The organism is Cronobacter sp. HA18006 (assembly GCF_011605445.1).
Lineage (GTDB): Bacteria > Pseudomonadota > Gammaproteobacteria > Enterobacterales > Enterobacteriaceae > Cronobacter > Cronobacter sakazakii.
In genome coordinates this window covers 922,138-941,640 of sequence record NZ_JAANQB010000011.1, presented here as the reverse complement: position 1 = coordinate 941,640, position 19,503 = coordinate 922,138, and the positions used below count along the sequence as shown (strand labels likewise).

Below are 19,503 nucleotides of genomic sequence, written 5' to 3'. Positions count from 1 at the left end.
GAATATGCGAAACAATAATATTGTGCTGATTTCAGCACTGGTTGCCTGCGCCCTGATGTCAGGCTGTGACGATAAGAAAAAGGAAAATGTTGCCATCGAATTTATGCATTCGTCGGTGGAACAGGAGCGCCAGGCGGTAATTACGCGCCTTATCGAGCGCTTCGAAAAGGCGAACCCGGGGATCACGGTGAAACAGGTGCCGGTCGAAGAAGACGCGTACAACACCAAAGTCACCACGCTTGCCCGCTCTGGCGCGCTGCCAGAAGTCATTGAGATTAGCCATGACTACGCCAAAGTGATGGACAAAGAGCAACTGCTCGATCGCGAGGCCATCAAAGCCGCGGTGGCGCAGGTTGGCGAAAATCAGTTCTTTGACGGCGTGCTGCGCATTGTGCGCACTGAGGACGGCACGGCCTGGACCGGTGTGCCCATCAGCGCCTGGCTTGGCGGCGTCTGGTATCACAAATCGCGTCTGGCGGAAGTGGGCATCAGCGAACCGCAGGACTGGCAGTCACTGCTGAACGCCGCAACGCTTTTGAATAAACCGTCCGATAAAAAATACGGCATCGCGCTGCCCACCGCCGAGAGCGTTATGACCGAACAGGCGTTCTCGCAGTTTGCGCTCTCCAACGGCGCGAACGCGTTTGACGCCAGCGGCAACATTACGCTTAACACGCCTGAAATGCGCGAGGCGCTGAAGTTCTACCGCGAGCTCGCGGCGCTCTCCATGCCCGGCTCGAACGACGTCATGGAAATCAAAGACGCCTTCATGAACGGCACCGCGCCTATGGCTATCTACTCCACCTACATCCTGCCTGCGGTGTTTAAAGAGGGCGACCCGCAGGATCTCGGCTTTGTCGTGCCGACCAAAAAATCTGCCGCCGCCTACGGAATGCTGACTTCACTCACCATCACCGCCGGGCAGCGTGAAGAGGAAACCGAAGCCGCGAAGAAATTCGTGGTCTTTATGGAGCAGGCGGAAAACGCCGCCGACTGGGTGCTGATGTCGCCGGGCGCGGCGTTGCCGGTCAACAAAACCGTGGTAGAGACGCCCACCTATCAGCAAAACCCGGTCATTAAAGCGTTCGGCGGGCTCACCCGCGAACTCATCGCGCAATTCCCTAACGTGCAGGTCTTCGGCTCGGTTGGCGACAAAAACTTCACCCGTATGGGCGATGTGACGGGATCCGGCGTCATTAACGAAATGGTCAACAGCGTCACGGTTGGCGGCAAGTCGCCGGAAGCGGCGCTGGCTGACGGGCAAAAACGTCTCGATGAACTGGTCGCCAGACCGTAACCCCGACGCAGGAAATGGCTCTCATGAAGAAGTTAACTTCAGGTGGTTCTGATATGCCATTCGCCATGCTGCTCCTGGCCCCCAGCCTGCTGTTGCTGGGCGGCCTGGTAGCCTGGCCGATGCTGTCGAATATCGAAATCAGTTTTTTACGCCTGCCGCTCAACCCGCGCCTGCCGTCGCAGTTCATCGGGCTTGAGAACTACCTCAAAATTCTCAGCGATCCGGGCTTCTGGCACTCGCTGTGGATGACCTGCTGGTACACGGCGCTGGTGGTGGCGGGCAGTACCGCGCTTGGGTTGTCCGTCGCGATTTTCTTTAACCGCGAGTTTCGCTTTCGCAAAACCGCGCGCTCGCTGGTGATCCTCTCTTACGTCACGCCGTCCATTTCACTGATATTTGCGTGGAAATATATGTTCAACAACGGCTATGGCGTCGTGAACTGGATTGCGGGCGATCTGCTGCATCTCTACGACCAGGCACCGCTGTGGTTCGACAACCCGTCCAGCAGCTTCGCACTGGTGGTGCTGTTCGCCATCTGGCGCTACTTCCCCTACGCCTTCATCTCGTTTCTGGCGATTTTGCAGACCATCGACAAATCGCTCTACGAGGCGGCGGAGATGGACGGCGCAAGCGCCTGGCAGCGGTTTCGCATCGTGACGCTGCCCGCCATCATGCCGGTACTGGCGACCGTCGTGACGCTGCGCACTATCTGGATGTTCTACATGTTCGCGGACGTTTATCTGCTGACGACCAAAGTCGATATCCTGGGCGTATATCTCTACAAAACCGCCTTTGCGTTCAACGACCTCGGTAAAGCGGCAGCCATCTCCGTCGTGCTGTTCATCATTATTTTCGCAGTGATCCTGATTACCAGAAAGCGGGTGAATCTCCATGGCAACAAATAAACGTTTTGCACGGCGCGCGGGGTTTTACTTCGGGCTGGCGCTGTTCCTGATTGCAACGCTGCTGCCTTTCTTTGTGATGCTGATGACCTCGTTCAAAAGCCCGAAAGAGGCGATTTCGCTGCACCCGACGCTGTTCCCGCAGCACTGGACGCTGGAGCACTATGTCGACATTTTCAATCCGCTGATCTTTCCGTTCGTCACCTATTTTCGCAACAGCCTGGTGGTGTCGATGGTGTCATCTGGCGTCGCGGTGTTTATCGGCATTCTCGGCGCCTATGCGCTGTCAAAGCTGCGCTTCAAGGGGCGAATGACCATCAATGCCAGCTTTTATCCGACAAACGTTGCCGGAGCGCTTGACGTTATTCAGAATGGCGCTGGCAGTTCCGAAGGGTGTACACAGGAATACCGTCCTTACACCTCGAATGTCTGTTATCGACGGTATTACAGAGGAGACAGCAAAGCTTGGTCGTCGTGGGAATATGATCTTACGAGCGCGGGCGGCGTCATCAACGGGTTCGTAGAAATTACCGGAGATGCGCGATCAGTGACTATTAAGCCTAAAACGGCTAACAACGGTTACTATTTCTTTGGTCGTAAGTCAGACAACACCAATCATTTCTATCTCGGGCAGGGTTCCAATAATTCCAACAACGTAACTTGGGGTAACTATCTTACCAATTCCTCTATTTCTCTTGTTGCTGGTGGTGTGGCTGTCTCGGGAACAATAACCCCCTCTAACTGGAGTAACTTTGACGCCCGTTATCAGGCTAAAAACACTGCAAACAGGGCTTCTAGTGGCTGGTTTAAGGATGGTTCGACAGGGCTGATCTTTCAGTGGGGAGTTGCTCGTCGTTCTGGAGATTCTACAAAGATTGCTTTTCCTATAGCTTTCCCTAACGCGTGTCTTAACGTTCAGCTTACTCTTGCATGGGCGGGAAGTTTCCATGATCAGAATATATACGCGCAGCTAATCGACCGCACTGCCTTTAACTATATTGCAGGCAGTGGCGAGACAATGGCTTATTTTTTTTCAGTGGGTTATTAATCATTAGGGCATATTTTATGGGTTCAATCCTTTTTTCGGTATCGCTGGAGATTGATTATCGAGCTTCCGGAGCACTGTCCAATGATGCCCCCTATAAGTGATGATTTTTATCACTTATCAATGACGGATAGACGGATGACATTCAAATTAAATCCGATGTCACCGGAGTTCCGATTCATTACTGCCAATATTTCTATTGGCGGATAAAAATAAAAGATATGCGTTATTGGCTATTAAAAAAGCAAGCAAAGCACGATATTGCTTGAAATGGGATTCTTATTAGGATTAAGGATTAATGGGGCGAGGTTGTACTCTCTGGTGAGGGTTGTGATACGCCCATCAAAAATATGTGATTGAATTTAATAAGCATGCAGCTGATTTTAATGGCTCGGCTGATTTTAATTTGTTAACCACTGATTCTAGCAGCAGGTAAAAATAAACCGTAGATTAAGCTAATTCCATCAAGTTATTTAAAAATAGTTGACTTTAGGACTGGGGTTTTTCACTTATGCTTAGTGATTTTGTTCACAATTCGTGATATAAGTTGATTGATATCTGCGTCATGATTGAGATAATGTTGAGGTTCAATTTTTATTGCGCATTAGCAAAGGATTAGTATGAAATTAGAGGAGTTGCCCGGAATAAAAAACTGGCTTGGTCAGTTCTCCGTACCTGACGTGTATGTGGCAGAACAAATGTTAAGTAATATGCGTTTTGTCTCTTTCGAAGAGGTTGAGTCCTGGTTACAGGATTCAATAAGCACATTGCTGGCTGATATTAAATCAAAAGAAGGCAAGGTTGCAATTGCTATTTTTCCTGTAAGTAAGCCATTCATTAACAAGTTTAATCAGGATAAAGATATTAAACTTCCTAATGACAGTGCTGGAAGGATAGCGCATTCTCTTAAAAACATTGAAAGGAATTTGCCTACATATGTTGAATTAACTCCGCGTTTAGAATCTATGCGTAAAAGAAAAGTTAAGCATATCATTTTTGTAGATGACTTTATTGGCACTGGTGATAGATTTATAAAATCATGGAGGACAACGGTAAGTCCCTCAATAAAAGCATGGTGTTCCAATGGATGGTGCAAGATTTGGCTTGTTTCTTATGCGGCTCACAAATCAGGAATAAATAGAATATTACATAACATTCATGCACTCAAACAATCAAGCATACGGACGAACTTGTTAATTGAAAGGCCTTTTTTTCTACAGATCCAAGCTATGCGAGATGTATTGAGAAAATATGGTGATAATCTGGGTTCGGGCAAGAGAATATATGGCTATGGCGGCTTGGCAAGTCCTATTGTATTCCAGTATGGTTGTCCTAATAACGTTCCTTTAATATTTTGGTTACGCCCCGAAGGAAAGGAAAAAAAACGATGGGCACCCTTATTTCCTAACAGGCATATTCCTTCTGAACTTTATTCATTATTTGACATTAACTTAGTAAAATCCGCTGTTGCAGAGAACTTTTGGGATAAAAAACGGTATCAATTAGCACTAACATTTTTAGATAATATAAAAAATTACGATAAAAAACGATACCAACTGCTTTTGATGTTGACTTTACTCGAGCAAAGCAATGACTTAAGTCAAATTAATAATGTGATGCTAATTACACCAAAAGAAAGTATGAATCTTTTAAAAGAATTGTTCGAGGGAGGGGCGGTTGATCAACATCACAAGATCACCAATTTTGGTTGTGAGATGCTAAGCCGTATTGCAAAGGGAAGCCAAAAGGGTATAGTAGAGAGAGAAGTGACTAACTTTTATCCTTCAACCTTTTTGGGGTTCCGTCGTGAAACTTAGTCGTAGTAGGCCATTTTTTAATAGGTCGACTTCCATTGACATTCTGAAAGATTGTCTACGAGCACGGATTCCGGAGCTCTTTGTAATTGCCCTCGCAGGAGTGAGTAATGATACGCGTTTTTGCGCGCGTTCTTATGCCTTTGAGGGCAACGAGACTGTGCGCAAAAACGCGCATCACGACCTCACTAACGTGAGGTGAAGTAAGTGACGCAATGGAACCCCAATCTCTTCCGTAAGGAGGGTATCTCTAAGGGATATGCTCCTAACTACTTGGCAGCACTGATCGAACGGGCAGAAAAAATTAATGAAAATAATGTTCCTGTAGTATTTTCGTTGGCGCATTTAGCTAACCTATCAGGCACTTTATATTCCGACTTGCATAGCTTCGTAAGCCGTAATGCCCTAGAGCAGAAAGATTTTCCTTATAGAAACTTCCCTATAAAAAAAAGGTCTGGTGGTAAACGTTGGATTTCAGTTCCAGTCCCACCATTAATGGCTGTTCAAAGTTGGATAAATACAAACATCCTCAACAAGATTACACCACACGCTTCTGCCTATGCATATGTTTGTAATCGTAACCTGATTCAGCATGCGCAACGGCATTGTGGTTCTGATTGGATAATAAAGATTGATATAAAAGATTTTTTTGGGAACATAAGCGAAAGACAAGTATATAGTGTTTTTGTTGAATTAGGTTATCCTAAATTACTTTCTTTTGAAATGGCAAGGTTATGTACAAGAGCAACTCCTAAAAGAAAAGGAAAGAAGTGGATTAATTATGCTAACGACCACACTATAGAAAGCTATAACACTCCGTATGTTGGATCGTTGCCTCAAGGCGCACCTACAAGCCCTGCCTTGTCTAATCTTGTCTTCAGCATTGTCGATAAAAAGCTATCTTCGTTAGCTTTATCTCATGGCGCGACATATAGTCGTTATGCTGATGATTTGTGCTTTTCACTGATACAAGGCAATCGCCATATTTCATTAGCTCTAAAAAAAGAAGTGTCAAAAATACTCAATGAGCATGGTTTTTCCGATAACAGTAAGAAAACTCGAATAATACCACCCGGCGCAAGGAAGATGGTTACCGGGCTTTGTATTAACTCATCTTCACCTAAAATACCCAAAGAAGTTAGGGATGCAGTCAGAATGCATCTTTATTATGCAAAAAAGCTTGGTATAGCGTCCCATTGTATGTCCCGGGGTTTTCGTTCAGTTATTGGATTTAAAAATTACTTGGCCGGGATGATTGCATACGTTTCATCTGTAGATGTTAAGTTAGGCACAAAATTCCGGCAGCAGTTTAATTTATTACCATGGATAGATTTTGATATATAAATTACAAATTCTGAATCATTCCTACTGCTGAACAACGGATCCTATATTTAAGATTAATAGTTAATACGAATAATAACTGAACAAACTGATGTCTAAAATATCCGCTTTTGGCTCAAAACTGCCAGCATGACTTGAATCGTGTAATAGCTTTGTGTCACTTGTAAGGGCGAAGAATGATAGGTCAATCCGCGGGCACATATGGGGCACAACGGTTTCATAAATGCCCCAAAAAAATACATAAATTTAGCCGATTCATTGCTTTTAAAAGCCCATTCAGCCAAGGAAATACGGTACTTTCTAAAACTCCATGCAATCCTTCCTTTATAGCGTATGACCGCTAGTTTGCAGGTTACCGATAATAGTAATGGGTGAACAGCAATCGTTAGATCCATAAGATAAGAGTATGAGATTCAGATATATTCCACTGACCACTCAAGAATGTAATAACGCAATAATTTGGCTTGCAAAACCTAACTAAACCGACGGGTCTTACTCTGAACTTCCAACCGCCTTCGGGCGGTTTCTTCTTCTGGTGACCAGCTACCACATTGATCGGTAAAAGCGATCAATATCGTCTTATTGATCTTCAGTACCAATTTCAAAACTTGCCGTCATGATGGTAGTGTGCCCTCAAAAACCAAATGGGTATATTTATGCTTCCTAGGCTTACTGCCGGCGCAAAAATTTTCTTAATTATGCTGTTTGGCGGCGGATTTATGCTTATTGGATTGATCGCGTACATGCTTACACCATCGGCTTCCAGCACACAGCATTTCAGAAGGGCTTTACCAGTCAAACTCAACTGTGATCAGCACGATTTCATTTTTGAAGGAAATGGAGAAGAGGCGAAAGAGCGCATTCAGCAACTCCGGACACAGCGTTACGATCACTACTGTCTGAAGCGGGTTGGGGAGCGTCAATGGGACGTTTACGCGAAGTAGCAGTCTTACTGGTCGTATGACGATAACGTGCTTTAAGCACTTGTATGGCATCATTTAATGTCCGCTTTTAGCGAAAAATGGGCATTGAGCCATTTAAATAATCTGTGCAAGCATTTGTCGTTGAGGATGACACTTACGAATAGATCCATTTCCCGCCTGTACTCTTAATCTCATCCTGCTGAATTTTCCCTACGGGATTATAAAAACCCGCCGAAGCGGGTTTAGTAATTTGGATTTTTTCTCAGGCGGCCATCTTTCGGCATTGTTCGGCGCAGTGATGACAAGCTCTGGAGCATTCCTGGCAATGGTCATGTTCATGCTTTCCACACTCATCGCCGCACTTCTGACAAACATCAGCGCAAAGACGGCAGAGCGCCTGAGCTGAATCGCTATTTAGCGCCATGAACTGAGCTGCAAGACGGCAGATATTTGCACACTGCATATCCAGTTTTATGCACTCGCGCATCATCTCCAGGTTCTCTTCTTCGAGACACGAAGCAGCACAGTTATCACATGCAGTTGCGCATAGATAACAGGCTTCGATGCATTTTTTGTATTCGTCTAACATAATTTCTCCTCAGTTAAAGTTACGTATTAAGCATGGAAGAGATAACTGATTATGCAATATTGGAATTAGTTAATAACCTTTTCAATATTTCACCTCTATGATTTTAAATACAAAAGTTCCAATGTCCGCTCCTGGCACAAAGCTGACAACAGGATTAGGCACATGTAATAGCTTTGTACCACTTGCTATAGCCGAGAATGATAGGTCAAACCGTGGGGCATATATGGGACACATGAGTATCATAAATGTCCCAAATATGAACATAAAACGAACCGGTTAAGCGCTTAACAAGGCCCATTCAGCACAGAAAATACGGTAAATTTCCGAAACTCCGCCCCATCCCTCCCTTATCGCCGACAATCATCGCTACCAGCCGGGCAGCGGGGCGATTGATTTTCACAGCGCGTTTGATCAACTGCGCGCTGATGGCTATGACGGCTATATCGTCTATGAATGCCGCATCCGGGCCGACGACCCGGCGCAGGCCTACCGGCAGTCGCTTGACTTCTTGCGTCAGTGTTAAGAGGCGGCGTGCGAAATGAGTGCTCATCAAACCTCGCCGCTGAAGGTGGCCATTATTGGTGCCGGTCAGGTGGCGGATAACGTTCATGCCTCGTTTTACCGCACGCGTGAAGAGGTGCAACTGGTGGCTGTCTGCGACAGCCGCCCTGAACAGGCGCAGGCGTTCGCAGAACGCCACGCCATCAGGCACGTTTTCACCGATGTCGCCACGCTGCTGGCAGAGGTGTGCCCGGATGTGGTCAGCGTCTGCTCGCCGAACCGTTTTCATCATGAACATGTGATGCAGGCGCTGGCGGCGGGGTGTCACGTGATGTGTGAAAAGCCGCCCGCCATGACGGCCGAGCAGGCGGACGAGATGCGCCAGGCCGCCCGGCGGTCCGGTAAAGTGCTGGCTTACGATTTCCACCATCGCTTCGCCCGCGATACGCAACTGCTGCGCGAACAGGTAGCGAGCGGCACGCTTGGCGACGTGTATGTCACCAATGCGCGGGCGCTGCGGCGCTGCGGCGTGCCGGGCTGGGGCGTGTTTACCAACAAAGCGCTACAGGGCGGCGGGCCGCTTATCGACATCGGCATTCATATGCTGGATGCGGCGCTGTTTGTGCTCGGCTTTCCGCGGTTAGCGCGCGTGACCGCGCATACGTTCCAGAAGCTTGGCACGACCAAAAGCAGCGGTCAGTTTGGCCGCTGGGATCCGCAACAGTACACGGTAGAAGACGCGCTGTTCGCCACAGTGGAGTTTGCCAGCGGCAATATCCTGCGGCTCGAAACCTCGTTTGCGCTCAATATCGCCCCGCAGTCGCAGATGAACGTTGAGTTTTGCGGCGACAAAGCGGGGGCGACGCTCTTTCCGGCGCACATTTATCAGGACTGCGACGGCGAGCTGCTGACGTTAATGCAGCGCGAAAAGGCAGACGATCGACGTCACCAGCGCAGCATGGAAGCGTTTCTTGACCGTGTGCAGGGCAAACCCACACCCGTTGCAGACGGCGAGCAGGGCTGGCAGATCCAGCGGCTGGTGGCGGCTATCTATCAGGCGGCAGAAACAGGGAAGTGTGTCGAGCTATGAATCCATTAACCACGCTGGTCGAGGCGCGCTTCGATCCGCATTATCACAATAAATACGCCACGCTGATGGCCGCCGGCAACGGCGCGCTGGGCGTGCGCGCCACCCATGAAGAAGCCTATACCACCCAGACGCGCGGTATGTTTTTAGCCGGGCTTTACCACCGGGCAGGCGAGGGCGAAACCACAGAGCTGGTCAATCTGCCGGATCTGGTGGGTATGGAGATTGAACTTAACGGCGACATTTTTAGCCTGCTCAGCGGCGAAATACTGAGCTATCGCCGCGAGCTCTGCTTTGCAAGCGGGGAACTGACACGCACCGTCGAATGGCGTTCGCCACGCGGGCAGCGTTTTACGCTCAAAAGCGAGCGCTTTGTCTCCGCCACGCGGCTTGGGCTGTTCTGCCTGCGGCTTGTCATTACGCCTGTTGATAGCGCGGCCACCGTGCGCGTGGCGACGGGCATCGACGCCACGCAGACCAATAGCGGGCGTCAGCACCTGGCAGAGCGTGAACTGCGCGTTTTTGAAAACAGCTACCTTCAGGCGCGCTACCGCACGCTCGATAACGTCTCGGATGTGACGCTGGGCTGCGTCTGTCGTGTGAATGCCCAGGCGCAGGTGAGTTTTTCGGCGAAAAACCGCCGGCTGTTGCAGCACAGTCAGCAGACGCTCGCTGCGGGCGAAAGCTTCACGCTTGAGAAATGCGCCTGGGTCAGCGCGTCGCTTGACGCGCCGGATGATAGCGCGGCAACGGCGGCGCTGGCAGCGCTGCGTGAATGCGCCACAATGGGTTATGACGCACTGCTGGCGGAATCCTCCGCGGCCCGTCGCGTCTGGTGGCAACAGGCGCGCGTCGAGGTCGAAAGCGATAGCCGTCAGGATCAACAGGCGCTCGATTTCGCGCTTTATCACCTGCATGCTATGACGCCGCGCCACGACGAGCGCAGTAGCATCGCCGCCAAAGGTCTGACCGGCGAAGGCTATAAAGGGCACGTCTTCTGGGATACGGAAGTGTTTCTGCTGCCGTTTCATCTGCATACCGCGCCCGCAGTCGCGCGCCAGCTTCTGCGCTATCGCTGGCTGAACCTGGCCGGTGCGAAGCGTAAGGCCGCACGCGGCGGCTGGCAGGGAGCGCTCTTCCCGTGGGAGAGCGCGCGCACCGGCGAGGAAGAGACGCCCGAATTCGCGGCGATTAACATCCGCACCGGCCTGCGCCAGAAGGTGGCCTCTGCGCTTGCCGAGCATCATCTGGTGGCCGATATCGCCTGGGCGGTGGCGGCGTACTGGCAGGCGACGGGTGACGATGTGTTTATGGCGAAGGAAGGCCGCGAACTGCTTGAAGAGACCGCGCGCTTCTGGCTGAGTCGCGCACAGACGGTGAACGGGCGGCTGGAGCTGCACGATGTCATCGGCCCCGATGAATACACCGAGCACATTGACAACAACGCTTACACCAGCTATCTGGCACACCACAATGTCGCGCTGGCGCGGGATATCCGCCGCCGGTTCGGTATACCGGACGACGCGTTGACGGCGCAGTGCGACGATTTTCTCGCGCGGTTGTATCTGCCTGTGGCGCGCAAAGATGGCGTTATTCCGCAGGACGATACGTTCTTTGGTAAACCCACTATCGATCTTACGCGCTACCGTGCGAATGCGGGCAGCCAGTCGGTGCTGCTTGATTATTCGCGGGCGGAAGTCAACGAGATGCAGATCCTTAAGCAGGCGGATGTGGTGATGCTGCTCTATATGCTGCCGTGGCGGTTTGATAGCGCGACGGTGGCGGCGAATCTCGACTACTACGAGCCGCGTACCATTCATGATTCTTCACTCAGCAAAGCCATTCACGGCATCGTCGCGGCCCGTTGCGGGCGGCGCAATGAGGCGTATGGCTTCTGGCGCGCCGGCTGTGAGATCGATCTCGGCGATGCGCCGCACAGCAGCGATGACGGTATTCATGCGGCCGCCACCGGTGCCATCTGGCTTGGCGCAGTCGTGGGGTTCGCAGGCGTCAGCGTCAAAGAGGGGGAACTTTTCGTGACGCCGTCACTTCCGGGGCGGTGGCGTCGTCTGGCGTTTCCCTTCTGCTGGCAGGGGCAGCAGCTTCATTTTGAGATAACGCAGGCGTCTCTGACGGTCAGAAGTGCTCACGCCGTCAGGATGTTCATTAATGATACGGAGCAGGAAATTCACGGCGAGCGTGTTTTCCCTCTGCCGGACAGCGCGCGCAGGGAGGCGAAATGAAACCGGACGCCGTGATTTTCGATCTCGATGGCGTGATTACCGACACCGCCCACCTGCACTTTGTCGCCTGGCGGCAGGTGGCGGCAGACGTAGGGATCGCCATCGACGAGCAGTTTAATCAGCAGCTCAAGGGCATCAGTCGGATGGGCTCGCTGGAGCGCATTCTCGCCTGGGGCGGTAAAGCCGATGCCTTCAGCGAGGCGGAAAAAGCGTCACTCGCCACCCGGAAAAACGCGCTTTACGTTGAATCGTTACGCACGCTGACGCCGCAGGCGGTGCTGCCCGGCATTGCGTCACTGCTGGCGGCGCTGCGCCAGGAAGGAATTGGGATCGGGCTCGCCTCGGTGTCGCTCAACGCGCCCGCGATTTTGCAGGCGCTCGGCCTTGCCGCACAGTTCGACTTCTGCGCCGACGCCGCAAGGCTTATGCACTCCAAGCCCGACCCGGAGATTTTTCTCACCGCCTGCGCCGGGCTTGGCGTGGCGGCGGCGCGTTGTATCGGCGTGGAGGATGCGCAGGCAGGCATTGATGCTATCAACGCCTGTGGCATGACGTCCGTAGGCATCGGCGCAGAGCTGCGCGGCGCGCAGCTGCGGCTGGATAACACCGCAGAGCTCACCTGGCCGCGACTGCACGCGCTCTGGAATCAACAACGGTGCGCCACGGCGCGCTGATAACAAGGACAGATTATGGCTCAACTCTCTCTACAACATATTCAGAAGATTTATGACAACCAGGTTCACGTCGTTAAAGACTTCAATCTGGAGATTGCCGATAAAGAGTTTATCGTTTTTGTCGGGCCGTCAGGCTGCGGGAAATCCACCACGCTGCGCATGATCGCAGGGCTTGAGGCCATCAGCGGTGGCGATCTGCTGATTGATGGCGTGCGGATGAACGACGTGCCCGCCAAAGCGCGTAATATCGCGATGGTATTCCAGAACTACGCGCTGTACCCGCATATGACGGTCTATGACAACATGGCCTTCGGGCTGAAAATGCAGAAGGTGGCGCCAGAGATTATTGAGGAGCGCGTCGCCTGGGCTGCGCAAATTCTCGGGCTGAAAGAGTACCTGAAGCGCAAACCGGGTGCGCTTTCCGGCGGCCAGCGCCAGCGCGTGGCGCTGGGGCGCGCGATTGTTCGCGAGGCGGGCGTCTTTCTGATGGATGAGCCGCTCTCGAATCTCGACGCCAAACTGCGCGTCCAGATGCGTGCAGAGATAACCCGGCTGCACCAGAAGCTTAATACCACCATGATCTATGTGACCCACGATCAGACCGAAGCGATGACGATGGCCACAAGAATTGTCATCATGAAAGACGGTATCGTGCAGCAGGTCGGTGCGCCGAAAGAAGTTTATAACCATCCGGCGAATCTGTTTGTGGCCGGTTTTATCGGCTCGCCCGCCATGAATTTTATTCGCGGGGCGATCGACGGCGACTATTTCGTGACGGAAACGCTGAAGCTGGCGCTGCCGATAAATAAACTTGCGCGGCTCAATGACAGCGGTTATCAGCGTAAAGCCGTTATATTAGGGATTCGCCCGGAAGATATTTTCCCCGGCGCGACCAGCGATGATGCAGTTGAAGCGAAAATTACCGTTGCAGAATTAACCGGCGCGGAATTTATGCTTTATGCGACCGTCGGCGGGCATGAAATGGTGGTGCGCGCAAACGCGGATAAAGATTATCAGGCCGACCAGCGTATTAATATCGCCTTTGATATGAATAAATGCCACGTCTTCGACAGCGAGACGGAAATTGCAATAGCCTGAGTCTCATGCCGACGAAAAATAAGCTCCGCTTCAGGCGGAGCTTATTATTTCAGATTAGAGTTGTAGGAATTAACGTACGGGCCGGAACAGGCTCACCGGCGATACGGGCGAAAAGCAGCGCGCTGCTGACGTCGCCTAACTGACGGATGGGAACATTAATTCCGCCGGGCGGTGGGGCGAGCAGGAAAGAGAGCGTTTCGTTGCTGTAACCGACCACCGTCAGCGCATCCGGGATGGAGATGCCGCGCTCGGCGGCGGCGCGGTAGACGCTCATCAGTTTCAGGCTGTCGGTGGCGAAGATGGCGTCAGGCGGTTCAGGGAGTGTTAGCAGGCGGTGCGCCGCATCCAGCGCGCTTTGCTGGGTGTAGCCGCCATCAACGATAAGCGTGCTGTCATCAGGCCGCTGATGCCTGGCGAGGCTTGCGCGAAACCCGGCCAGGCGGTCAACAGAGACATGATAATCCAGCGGCGCGTGCAGGCAGGCGATACGCTGACAACCTCTCGCGACAAGCGTATCGGTCAGCGCAATGCTGTCGTGATAATTATCGGTATCGACGGAGGCGATATGCTGATAATTCCCCGCGACTTTACCGATGACCACCACCGGAACGGCGCATTCATCGAGCTTTTCGTAAAAGGTCTCATCTGCTGGCGCGCTCAGCATAATAATCCCTTTAATCATTTTCTGGCGAATGCGTGTCAGGCATTTCTGTAAGTCATCGTCGCTATTGCGGGACGTTTGCAGAATAACGTCAAAGCCGGTTTCTTCCGCGCGAGCCATTATCGCGTGCAGCACTTCAGAGAAAAAAGGATTACCGGCCGTCGTTTTAGTGGAGCGCGCGGAAATCACCATAATCGCATCAAACCCGGAGGAGGTGAGCGCGCGCGCCATTTTATTCGGCTGATAATGTAATTCTTCAATCGCTTTTAATACCCGCTCGCGCGCGGCGTCGGAAATATTGGTCTGATTATTCAGAACGCGCGACACCGTTGATTTAGACACGTTCGCCACGCGGGCAATATCGTAAATGGTCGGGGACATTCGTCCGTGCTCCATCACATCGCATAAACAAAATTATCTTACTGAAGCCACAGAGCAGTGTCCATGCGCCACGTTTTTGTAAATCGGCGTCAGCGGGGCTTGAATCGCCGCGCCTTAGCCTTACTGTTATGATCAGAGGAAATAAACGCATCGGGCAGGGATATGATTAAACAACTTCAGAGTGAAATGCAGGCGCTGATGAACCGCAGCGTCGACAGACATTTACGCCTGGCGGTCACGGGGCTTAGCCGCAGCGGGAAAACGGCCTTTATCACCGCGCTGGTGAATCAGTTGTTGTCTGTCAACAGCGGGGCGCGGCTGCCGCTCTTTTCGCCGGTACGCGAGGAGCGACTGCTCGGCGTGCGCCGGGTGCCGCAGCAGGATATGGGCGTCGCGCGCTTTACCTATGACGAAGGGCTGGCGCAACTTTTCGGTACGCCGCCCGCGTGGCCGACGCCGACGCGCGGCGTGAGCGAAATACGGCTCGCGCTGCGCTATCGTTCGCGTGAATCGCTGCTGCGCCATTTTAAAGATACCTCCACGCTCTATCTCGATATTGTTGATTACCCCGGTGAATGGTTGCTCGACCTGCCCATGCTGGCGCAGGACTATCTCACCTGGTCGCGCCAGATGACGGGCCTGCTGCAGGGCGAGAGGGCCATCTGGGCGCAGCGCTGGCGTAGCCTGTGCGAAGGGCTCGATCCGCTGGCGCCGGGCGATGAAAAGCGTCTGGCGGAGATAGCGGAAGCCTGGACTGAGTACCTGATGCAGTGCAAACGCGAAGGGCTGCACTTTATCCAGCCGGGGCGTTTTGTGTTGCCGGGCGATCTGGCGGGCGCGCCGGTGTTGCAGTTTTTCCCGTGGCCAGGGGTGGATGAAGTTGGCGAGACAAAACTGGCGCAGGCGGGCAAACAGACCAACATCGGCATGCTGCGCGAGCGCTACCACTACTACTGCGAAAAAGTCGTTAAGGGCTTTTACCGGGAGCACTTTGTGCGTTTCGACCGCCAGATAGTGCTGGTGGATTGTCTTCAGCCGCTCAACAGCGGGCCGCAGGCATTTAATGATATGCGCCTGGCGCTGACGCAACTCATGCAAAGCTTTCATTACGGCCAGCGCACGCTGTTCCGGCGTCTCTTTTCGCCGGTGATCGACAAACTGCTGTTCGCCGCCACCAAAGCGGATCACGTCACGCACGATCAGCATGCGAATCTGGTATCGCTGCTCTCGCAACTGGTGCAGGAGGCGTGGCAGAACGCCGCGTTTGAAGGTATCGAAATGGACTGCATGGGCATCGCCTCGATACAGGCAACGGAAAGCGGCATGGTGGAGAGCCACGGCGAAAGCGTGCCGGCGCTGCGGGGCAATCGCTTAAGCGACGGCGCGCCGCTGACTATTTACCCAGGCGATGTGCCGGCGCGGCTGCCGGGCAGCGCGTTCTGGCAGCAGCAGGGTTTTCAGTTCGAAGCCTATCGCCCGCGCGTGATGGACGTTGACCGGCCGCTGCCGCATATCCGCCTGGACGCGGTGCTGGAATTTTTAACAGGAGATAAGCTGCGATGAGCGAGATTAAACCGCGCCGTGAGTTTGACGAGCCGCTGCGCCCGGAAGAAGGGCCGACGCTTCGCGCCACTCAGGCGTTTGATGAGGCGCAGGCGTTTGTACCGGCCGTTGAGGATGAGACGCTTGCCGCAGACGCGCCCGAGCGCGTTGTAGAAAACGCGCTGAAACCCCGGCGCAGCCTGTGGCGGCGCATGGTCGTGGCCGGGCTTGGTCTGTTTGGCGTAAGCGTCGTGGCGCAGGGCGTCCAGTGGGCGGCAAATGCGTGGTACACGCGCGACTGGATAGCGCTCGGCGGCTGCGTCGCCGGCGGGCTGATTGTGGCGGCAGGCGTCGGCGCGCTCGCGAGCGAATGGCGGCGGCTGTATCGCCTGCGCGAACGGGCAGAAGAACGCGATGAGGCGCGCGAGCTGCTGGCGAGCCACGGTAGCGGCAAGGCGCGCGCGTTTTGCGAAAAGCTGGCGAGCCAAGCCGGGCTCACGCAGGGGCATCCGGCGCTGGCGCGCTGGCATGCCGCAATTCATGAAACCCACAGCGATCGCGAAGTGGTGACGCTTTACGCGCATATCGTTCAGCCGGTGCTGGACAGCCAGGCCCGCAGCGCCATCAGCCGCTCGGCGGCGGAATCGACACTGATGATTGCGGTGAGCCCGCTGGCGCTGGTGGATATGGCGTTTATCGCCTGGCGCAACCTGCGTCTGGTCAACCGCATCGCGACCATTTATGGCATCGAGCTTGGCTATTACAGCCGCATTCGTCTGTTTCGTCTGGTGCTGCTGAATATGGCTTTCGCGGGCGCGAGCGAGATGGTGCGCGAAGTCGGGCTTGACTGGATGTCACAGGATCTTGCCGCGCGCGTCTCCGCCCGCGTGGCGCAGGGGCTGGGAGCCGGGCTGCTCACCGCGCGTCTCGGCGTGAAGGCGATGGAGCTGTGCCGCCCGCTGCCCTGGACGGAAGATGATAAGCCGCGCCTCGGCGATTTCCGCCGCCAGCTGTTAAGTGAAGTTAAAGTCACGCTTCTGAAACAAAAGCGCGAAGAGTAACCCCAACGGCGTCCTGCCTGTTCAGGTTTACAGCATGACGCCGCATTTTTCCGCACTCTGTCAATTTTTGTTGACAGAGCACTCCCCCGGTAGCGGCAACTGAAGTATTATCTCGCCATTCGTTGGATCAATGCGTGAAGGTGCTGCCATGCGTCTTGAAGTGTTTTGTGAGGACCGCCTCGGTCTGACCCGTGAGTTGCTCGATCTCCTGGTGCTGCGCAGTATCGATTTACGCGGCATCGAAATTGACCCTGTCGGGCGAATTTATCTCAATTTTTCCACGCTGGAATTTAACGCCTTCAGCAGCCTGATGGCGGAGATCCGTCGTATTCCCGGCGTTACCGATGTGCGTACCGTGCCGTGGATGCCCTCCGAGCGTGAGCACCGCTCGCTGAGCGCGTTGCTGGAGGCACTGCCGGAACCGGTGTTTTCGGTGGATATGAAATGCAAAATCGAGCTGGCGAACCCGGCGAGCTGCGCGCTGTTCGGCCAGAACGAGGCGCGCTTGCGCAACCATAACGCTGCGAGCCTTATCAGCGGTTTTAACTTTCAGCGCTGGCTGGAGAGCAGCCCGGTGGAATCGCACACCGAACACGTGGTGATTAACGGCCAGGATTTTGTACTGGAAATCACGCCGGTACATCTGGAAGAAGAGAGTGGCACCAGCGTGCTGACCGGCGCGGTCGCGATGCTGCGCTCAACCGTGCGTATGGGCCGCCAGTTGCAGAATCTGACCAGCCTCGATCTCCATGCGTTCAGCCATATCATCGCGGTCAGTCCGCGCATGAAACAGGTGGTGGATCAGGCGCGCAAACTGGCGATGCTGAACGCGCCTCTGCTTATCACCGGCGACACCGGCACCGGTAAAGATTTGCTGGCGCATGCCTGCCATCTGGCAAGCCCGCGCGCCGATAAGCCTTATCTGGCGCTGAACTGCGCGTCTATACCGGAAGATGTGGTGGAGAGCGAGCTGTTCGGTCACGCGCCGGGCGCTTACGCCAATGCCCATGAAGGGAAAAAAGGCTTCTTCGAACAGGCCAACGGCGGCTCGGTGCTGCTCGATGAAATCGGCGAGATGTCGCCGCGTATGCAGGCCAAGCTGCTGCGCTTTCTCAATGACGGCACGTTCCGTCGGGTGGGCGAAGAGCACGAAGTGCATGTGGATGTGCGCGTGATCTGCGCGACGCAGAAAAATCTCGTGGAGCTGGTGCAAAAAGGGGCGTTTCGCGAAGATCTTTACTATCGCCTCAACGTGCTGACGCTGAATCTGCCGCCGCTGCGCGACCGCCCGCAGGACATCATGCCGCTGACGGAGATGTTCGTGGCGCGCTTTGCCGATGAACAGGGCGTGCCGCGCCCGAAACTGGCAGGCGATCTCGGGCAGGTGCTGACCCGCTACGGCTGGCCGGGCAACGTGCGCCAGTTGAAAAACGCGATCTACCGCGCGCTCACGCAGCTTGAAGGCTATGAACTGCGCCCGCAGGATATCCTGCTGCCGGATTTCGACGCCGCCGCGCTGCCGGTAGGCGAAGAGGCGATGGAAGGCTCGCTTGACGACATCACACGCCGTTTTGAGCGCTCAGTACTGACGCAGCTTTATCGCAGCTATCCGAGTACCCGTAAGCTCGCCAAACGACTGGGCGTCTCGCATACGGCCATCGCCAATAAGCTTCGCGAATATGGCTTAAGCCAGCGCAAGGGCGAAGAGTAACGCCGCCAACAAAAAAGCCTCCGCATGCGGAGGCTTTTTTTTATCGGCAAATTACGCTTTCAGTGCGTTAAGCGCCGCGTCGTAGTTCGGCTCGTGGGTGATTTCATTCACCAGCTCGCTAAATACGATTTCATCGTTCTCATTCAGGACCAGCACCGCGCGAGCGGTCAGGCCTTTCAGCGCGCCTTCTTCAATGCCCACGCCATATTCTTTGGCGAATTCCGGGTTACGCAGCGTAGAGAGCGTGATGACATTGCTCAGGCCTTCCGCGCCGCAGAAGCGGGACTGCGCAAACGGCAGGTCAGCGGAAACGCACAGTACAACGGTGTTTTCCATGCCGGTTGCCAGCTGGTTAAATTTGCGCACGGACGCGGCGCAAACGCCGGTGTCGATGCTTGGGAAAATGTTCAATACTTTACGCTTACCGGCAAACTGGCTCAGTGAAACGTCAGACAGATCTTTTGCCACCAGGCTGAACGGCGCCGCTTTGCTGCCTGCCTGCGGGATCTGACCCACTACGGAAACCGGATTGCCCTGGAAATAGACGATTTGTGACATAGTTATCTTCCTGTTTACATATAGTTAACGTCGCCGCTAGTGTATGTGATCCCGCGGGGGATGAATATAAAAAAC

Annotated in this window: 15 protein-coding genes and 2 pseudogenes; 14 read left to right on the top strand and 3 right to left on the bottom strand. The window is 53.7% G+C overall.

Annotated features, from left to right (window positions below; genetic code table 11):
• Positions 1–4 precede the first annotated feature (4 nt).
• From G9X48_RS06190 to G9X48_RS06170, 6 genes and pseudogenes are all read left to right on the top strand, one after another.
• On the top strand, positions 5–1,297 hold the full coding sequence (locus tag G9X48_RS06190) for an ABC transporter substrate-binding protein (RefSeq protein WP_097641305.1): 1,293 nt from the start codon (positions 5–7) through the stop codon (positions 1,295–1,297).
• A gap of 23 nt (positions 1,298–1,320) precedes the next feature.
• Positions 1,321–2,202, top strand: a complete 882-nt coding sequence (locus G9X48_RS06185; protein WP_007866710.1) for a sugar ABC transporter permease — start codon at positions 1,321–1,323, stop codon at positions 2,200–2,202.
• Positions 2,189–2,533 (top strand): annotated as a pseudogene (locus G9X48_RS21420) (sugar ABC transporter permease); the annotation flags it as partial. The gene G9X48_RS06185 and the pseudogene G9X48_RS21420, both read left to right, overlap by 14 nt.
• Complete coding sequence (locus G9X48_RS06180; protein ID WP_243760749.1) at positions 2,510–3,247, top strand: pyocin knob domain-containing protein; 738 nt, start codon at positions 2,510–2,512, stop codon at positions 3,245–3,247. The pseudogene G9X48_RS21420 and the gene G9X48_RS06180, both read left to right, overlap by 24 nt.
• A gap of 617 nt (positions 3,248–3,864) precedes the next feature.
• Entirely contained in the window at positions 3,865–5,061 is a 1,197-nt protein-coding gene (locus tag G9X48_RS06175) for a hypothetical protein (protein ID WP_105596986.1), read from the top strand.
• 204 nt (positions 5,062–5,265) lie between these two features.
• On the top strand, positions 5,266–6,402 hold the full coding sequence (locus G9X48_RS06170; RefSeq protein ID WP_105596985.1) for a reverse transcriptase family protein: 1,137 nt from the start codon (positions 5,266–5,268) through the stop codon (positions 6,400–6,402).
• Between the two features lie 1,182 nt (positions 6,403–7,584).
• Here G9X48_RS06170 and G9X48_RS06165 read toward each other — a convergent pair.
• Positions 7,585–7,911, bottom strand: coding sequence for a four-helix bundle copper-binding protein (locus G9X48_RS06165; protein WP_015386679.1), 327 nt, complete (start codon positions 7,909–7,911; stop codon positions 7,585–7,587).
• A gap of 349 nt (positions 7,912–8,260) precedes the next feature.
• Here G9X48_RS06165 and G9X48_RS06160 point away from each other — a divergent pair.
• The 5 genes and pseudogenes from G9X48_RS06160 to G9X48_RS06140 all read left to right on the top strand — a co-directional run.
• A pseudogene (locus tag G9X48_RS06160) lies at positions 8,261–8,434 on the top strand (TIM barrel protein); the annotation flags it as partial.
• Positions 8,435–8,449: 15 nt separating this feature from the next.
• Entirely contained in the window at positions 8,450–9,502 is a 1,053-nt protein-coding gene (locus G9X48_RS06155) for a Gfo/Idh/MocA family oxidoreductase (protein ID WP_097641302.1), read from the top strand.
• Positions 9,499–11,742 carry a glycoside hydrolase family 65 protein gene (locus tag G9X48_RS06150; protein ID WP_097641301.1) on the top strand — a complete coding sequence of 748 codons (2,244 nt, stop codon included), beginning with the start codon at positions 9,499–9,501 and terminating at the stop codon, positions 11,740–11,742. The genes G9X48_RS06155 and G9X48_RS06150 overlap by 4 nt, the downstream gene beginning before the upstream one ends.
• A complete protein-coding gene (gene pgmB / locus G9X48_RS06145; protein WP_097641300.1) occupies positions 11,739–12,416 on the top strand; it encodes a beta-phosphoglucomutase in 678 nt (225 codons plus the stop codon). Before G9X48_RS06150 ends, pgmB begins: the two co-directional genes overlap by 4 nt.
• A gap of 15 nt (positions 12,417–12,431) precedes the next feature.
• A complete protein-coding gene (locus G9X48_RS06140; protein WP_097641299.1) occupies positions 12,432–13,514 on the top strand; it encodes an ABC transporter ATP-binding protein in 1,083 nt (360 codons plus the stop codon).
• Between the two features lie 49 nt (positions 13,515–13,563).
• On the opposite strand, the gene G9X48_RS06135 is transcribed toward G9X48_RS06140, so the two are convergent.
• The gene (locus G9X48_RS06135) at positions 13,564–14,556 is read right to left on the bottom strand and encodes a LacI family DNA-binding transcriptional regulator (protein WP_088274962.1); all 993 of its coding nucleotides are present in this window, start codon (positions 14,554–14,556) and stop codon (positions 13,564–13,566) included.
• A 165-nt stretch (positions 14,557–14,721) separates the two neighbouring features.
• Between G9X48_RS06135 and G9X48_RS06130 the strand changes: the two genes are divergently transcribed.
• From G9X48_RS06130 to tyrR, 3 genes are all read left to right on the top strand, one after another.
• Positions 14,722–16,119 carry a YcjX family protein gene (locus G9X48_RS06130; protein ID WP_097647718.1) on the top strand — a complete coding sequence of 466 codons (1,398 nt, stop codon included), beginning with the start codon at positions 14,722–14,724 and terminating at the stop codon, positions 16,117–16,119.
• Positions 16,116–17,159 (top strand): YcjF family protein, encoded by a 1,044-nt coding sequence (locus tag G9X48_RS06125; protein WP_007868161.1) that lies wholly within the window; start codon positions 16,116–16,118, stop codon positions 17,157–17,159. Before G9X48_RS06130 ends, G9X48_RS06125 begins: the two co-directional genes overlap by 4 nt.
• Before the next feature lie 148 nt (positions 17,160–17,307).
• A complete protein-coding gene (gene tyrR, locus G9X48_RS06120) occupies positions 17,308–18,870 on the top strand; it encodes a transcriptional regulator TyrR (RefSeq protein ID WP_007868158.1) in 1,563 nt (520 codons plus the stop codon).
• Between the two features lie 51 nt (positions 18,871–18,921).
• On the opposite strand, the gene tpx is transcribed toward tyrR, so the two are convergent.
• Positions 18,922–19,428, bottom strand: a complete 507-nt coding sequence (gene tpx / locus G9X48_RS06115) for a thiol peroxidase (protein WP_004387306.1) — start codon at positions 19,426–19,428, stop codon at positions 18,922–18,924.
• Positions 19,429–19,503: the final 75 nt, after the last annotated feature.

What these genes read in the sequence shown, in the direction of transcription:
- G9X48_RS06190 (WP_097641305.1), top strand. Translation starts at nt 5, where the DNA reads ATGCGAAACAATAATATTGTGCTGATTTCAGCACTGGTTGCCTGCGCC.
- G9X48_RS06185 (WP_007866710.1), top strand. Translation starts at nt 1,321, where the DNA reads ATGAAGAAGTTAACTTCAGGTGGTTCTGATATGCCATTCGCCATGCTG.
- G9X48_RS06180 (WP_243760749.1), top strand. Translation starts at nt 2,510, where the DNA reads ATGACCATCAATGCCAGCTTTTATCCGACAAACGTTGCCGGAGCGCTT.
- G9X48_RS06175 (WP_105596986.1), top strand. Translation starts at nt 3,865, where the DNA reads ATGAAATTAGAGGAGTTGCCCGGAATAAAAAACTGGCTTGGTCAGTTC.
- G9X48_RS06165 (WP_015386679.1), bottom strand. Translation starts at nt 7,911, where the DNA reads ATGTTAGACGAATACAAAAAATGCATCGAAGCCTGTTATCTATGCGCA.
- G9X48_RS06155 (WP_097641302.1), top strand. Translation starts at nt 8,450, where the DNA reads ATGAGTGCTCATCAAACCTCGCCGCTGAAGGTGGCCATTATTGGTGCC.
- G9X48_RS06150 (WP_097641301.1), top strand. Translation starts at nt 9,499, where the DNA reads ATGAATCCATTAACCACGCTGGTCGAGGCGCGCTTCGATCCGCATTAT.
- pgmB (WP_097641300.1), top strand. Translation starts at nt 11,739, where the DNA reads ATGAAACCGGACGCCGTGATTTTCGATCTCGATGGCGTGATTACCGAC.
- G9X48_RS06140 (WP_097641299.1), top strand. Translation starts at nt 12,432, where the DNA reads ATGGCTCAACTCTCTCTACAACATATTCAGAAGATTTATGACAACCAG.
- G9X48_RS06135 (WP_088274962.1), bottom strand. Translation starts at nt 14,556, where the DNA reads ATGTCCCCGACCATTTACGATATTGCCCGCGTGGCGAACGTGTCTAAA.
- G9X48_RS06125 (WP_007868161.1), top strand. Translation starts at nt 16,116, where the DNA reads ATGAGCGAGATTAAACCGCGCCGTGAGTTTGACGAGCCGCTGCGCCCG.
- tyrR (WP_007868158.1), top strand. Translation starts at nt 17,308, where the DNA reads ATGCGTCTTGAAGTGTTTTGTGAGGACCGCCTCGGTCTGACCCGTGAG.
- tpx (WP_004387306.1), bottom strand. Translation starts at nt 19,428, where the DNA reads ATGTCACAAATCGTCTATTTCCAGGGCAATCCGGTTTCCGTAGTGGGT.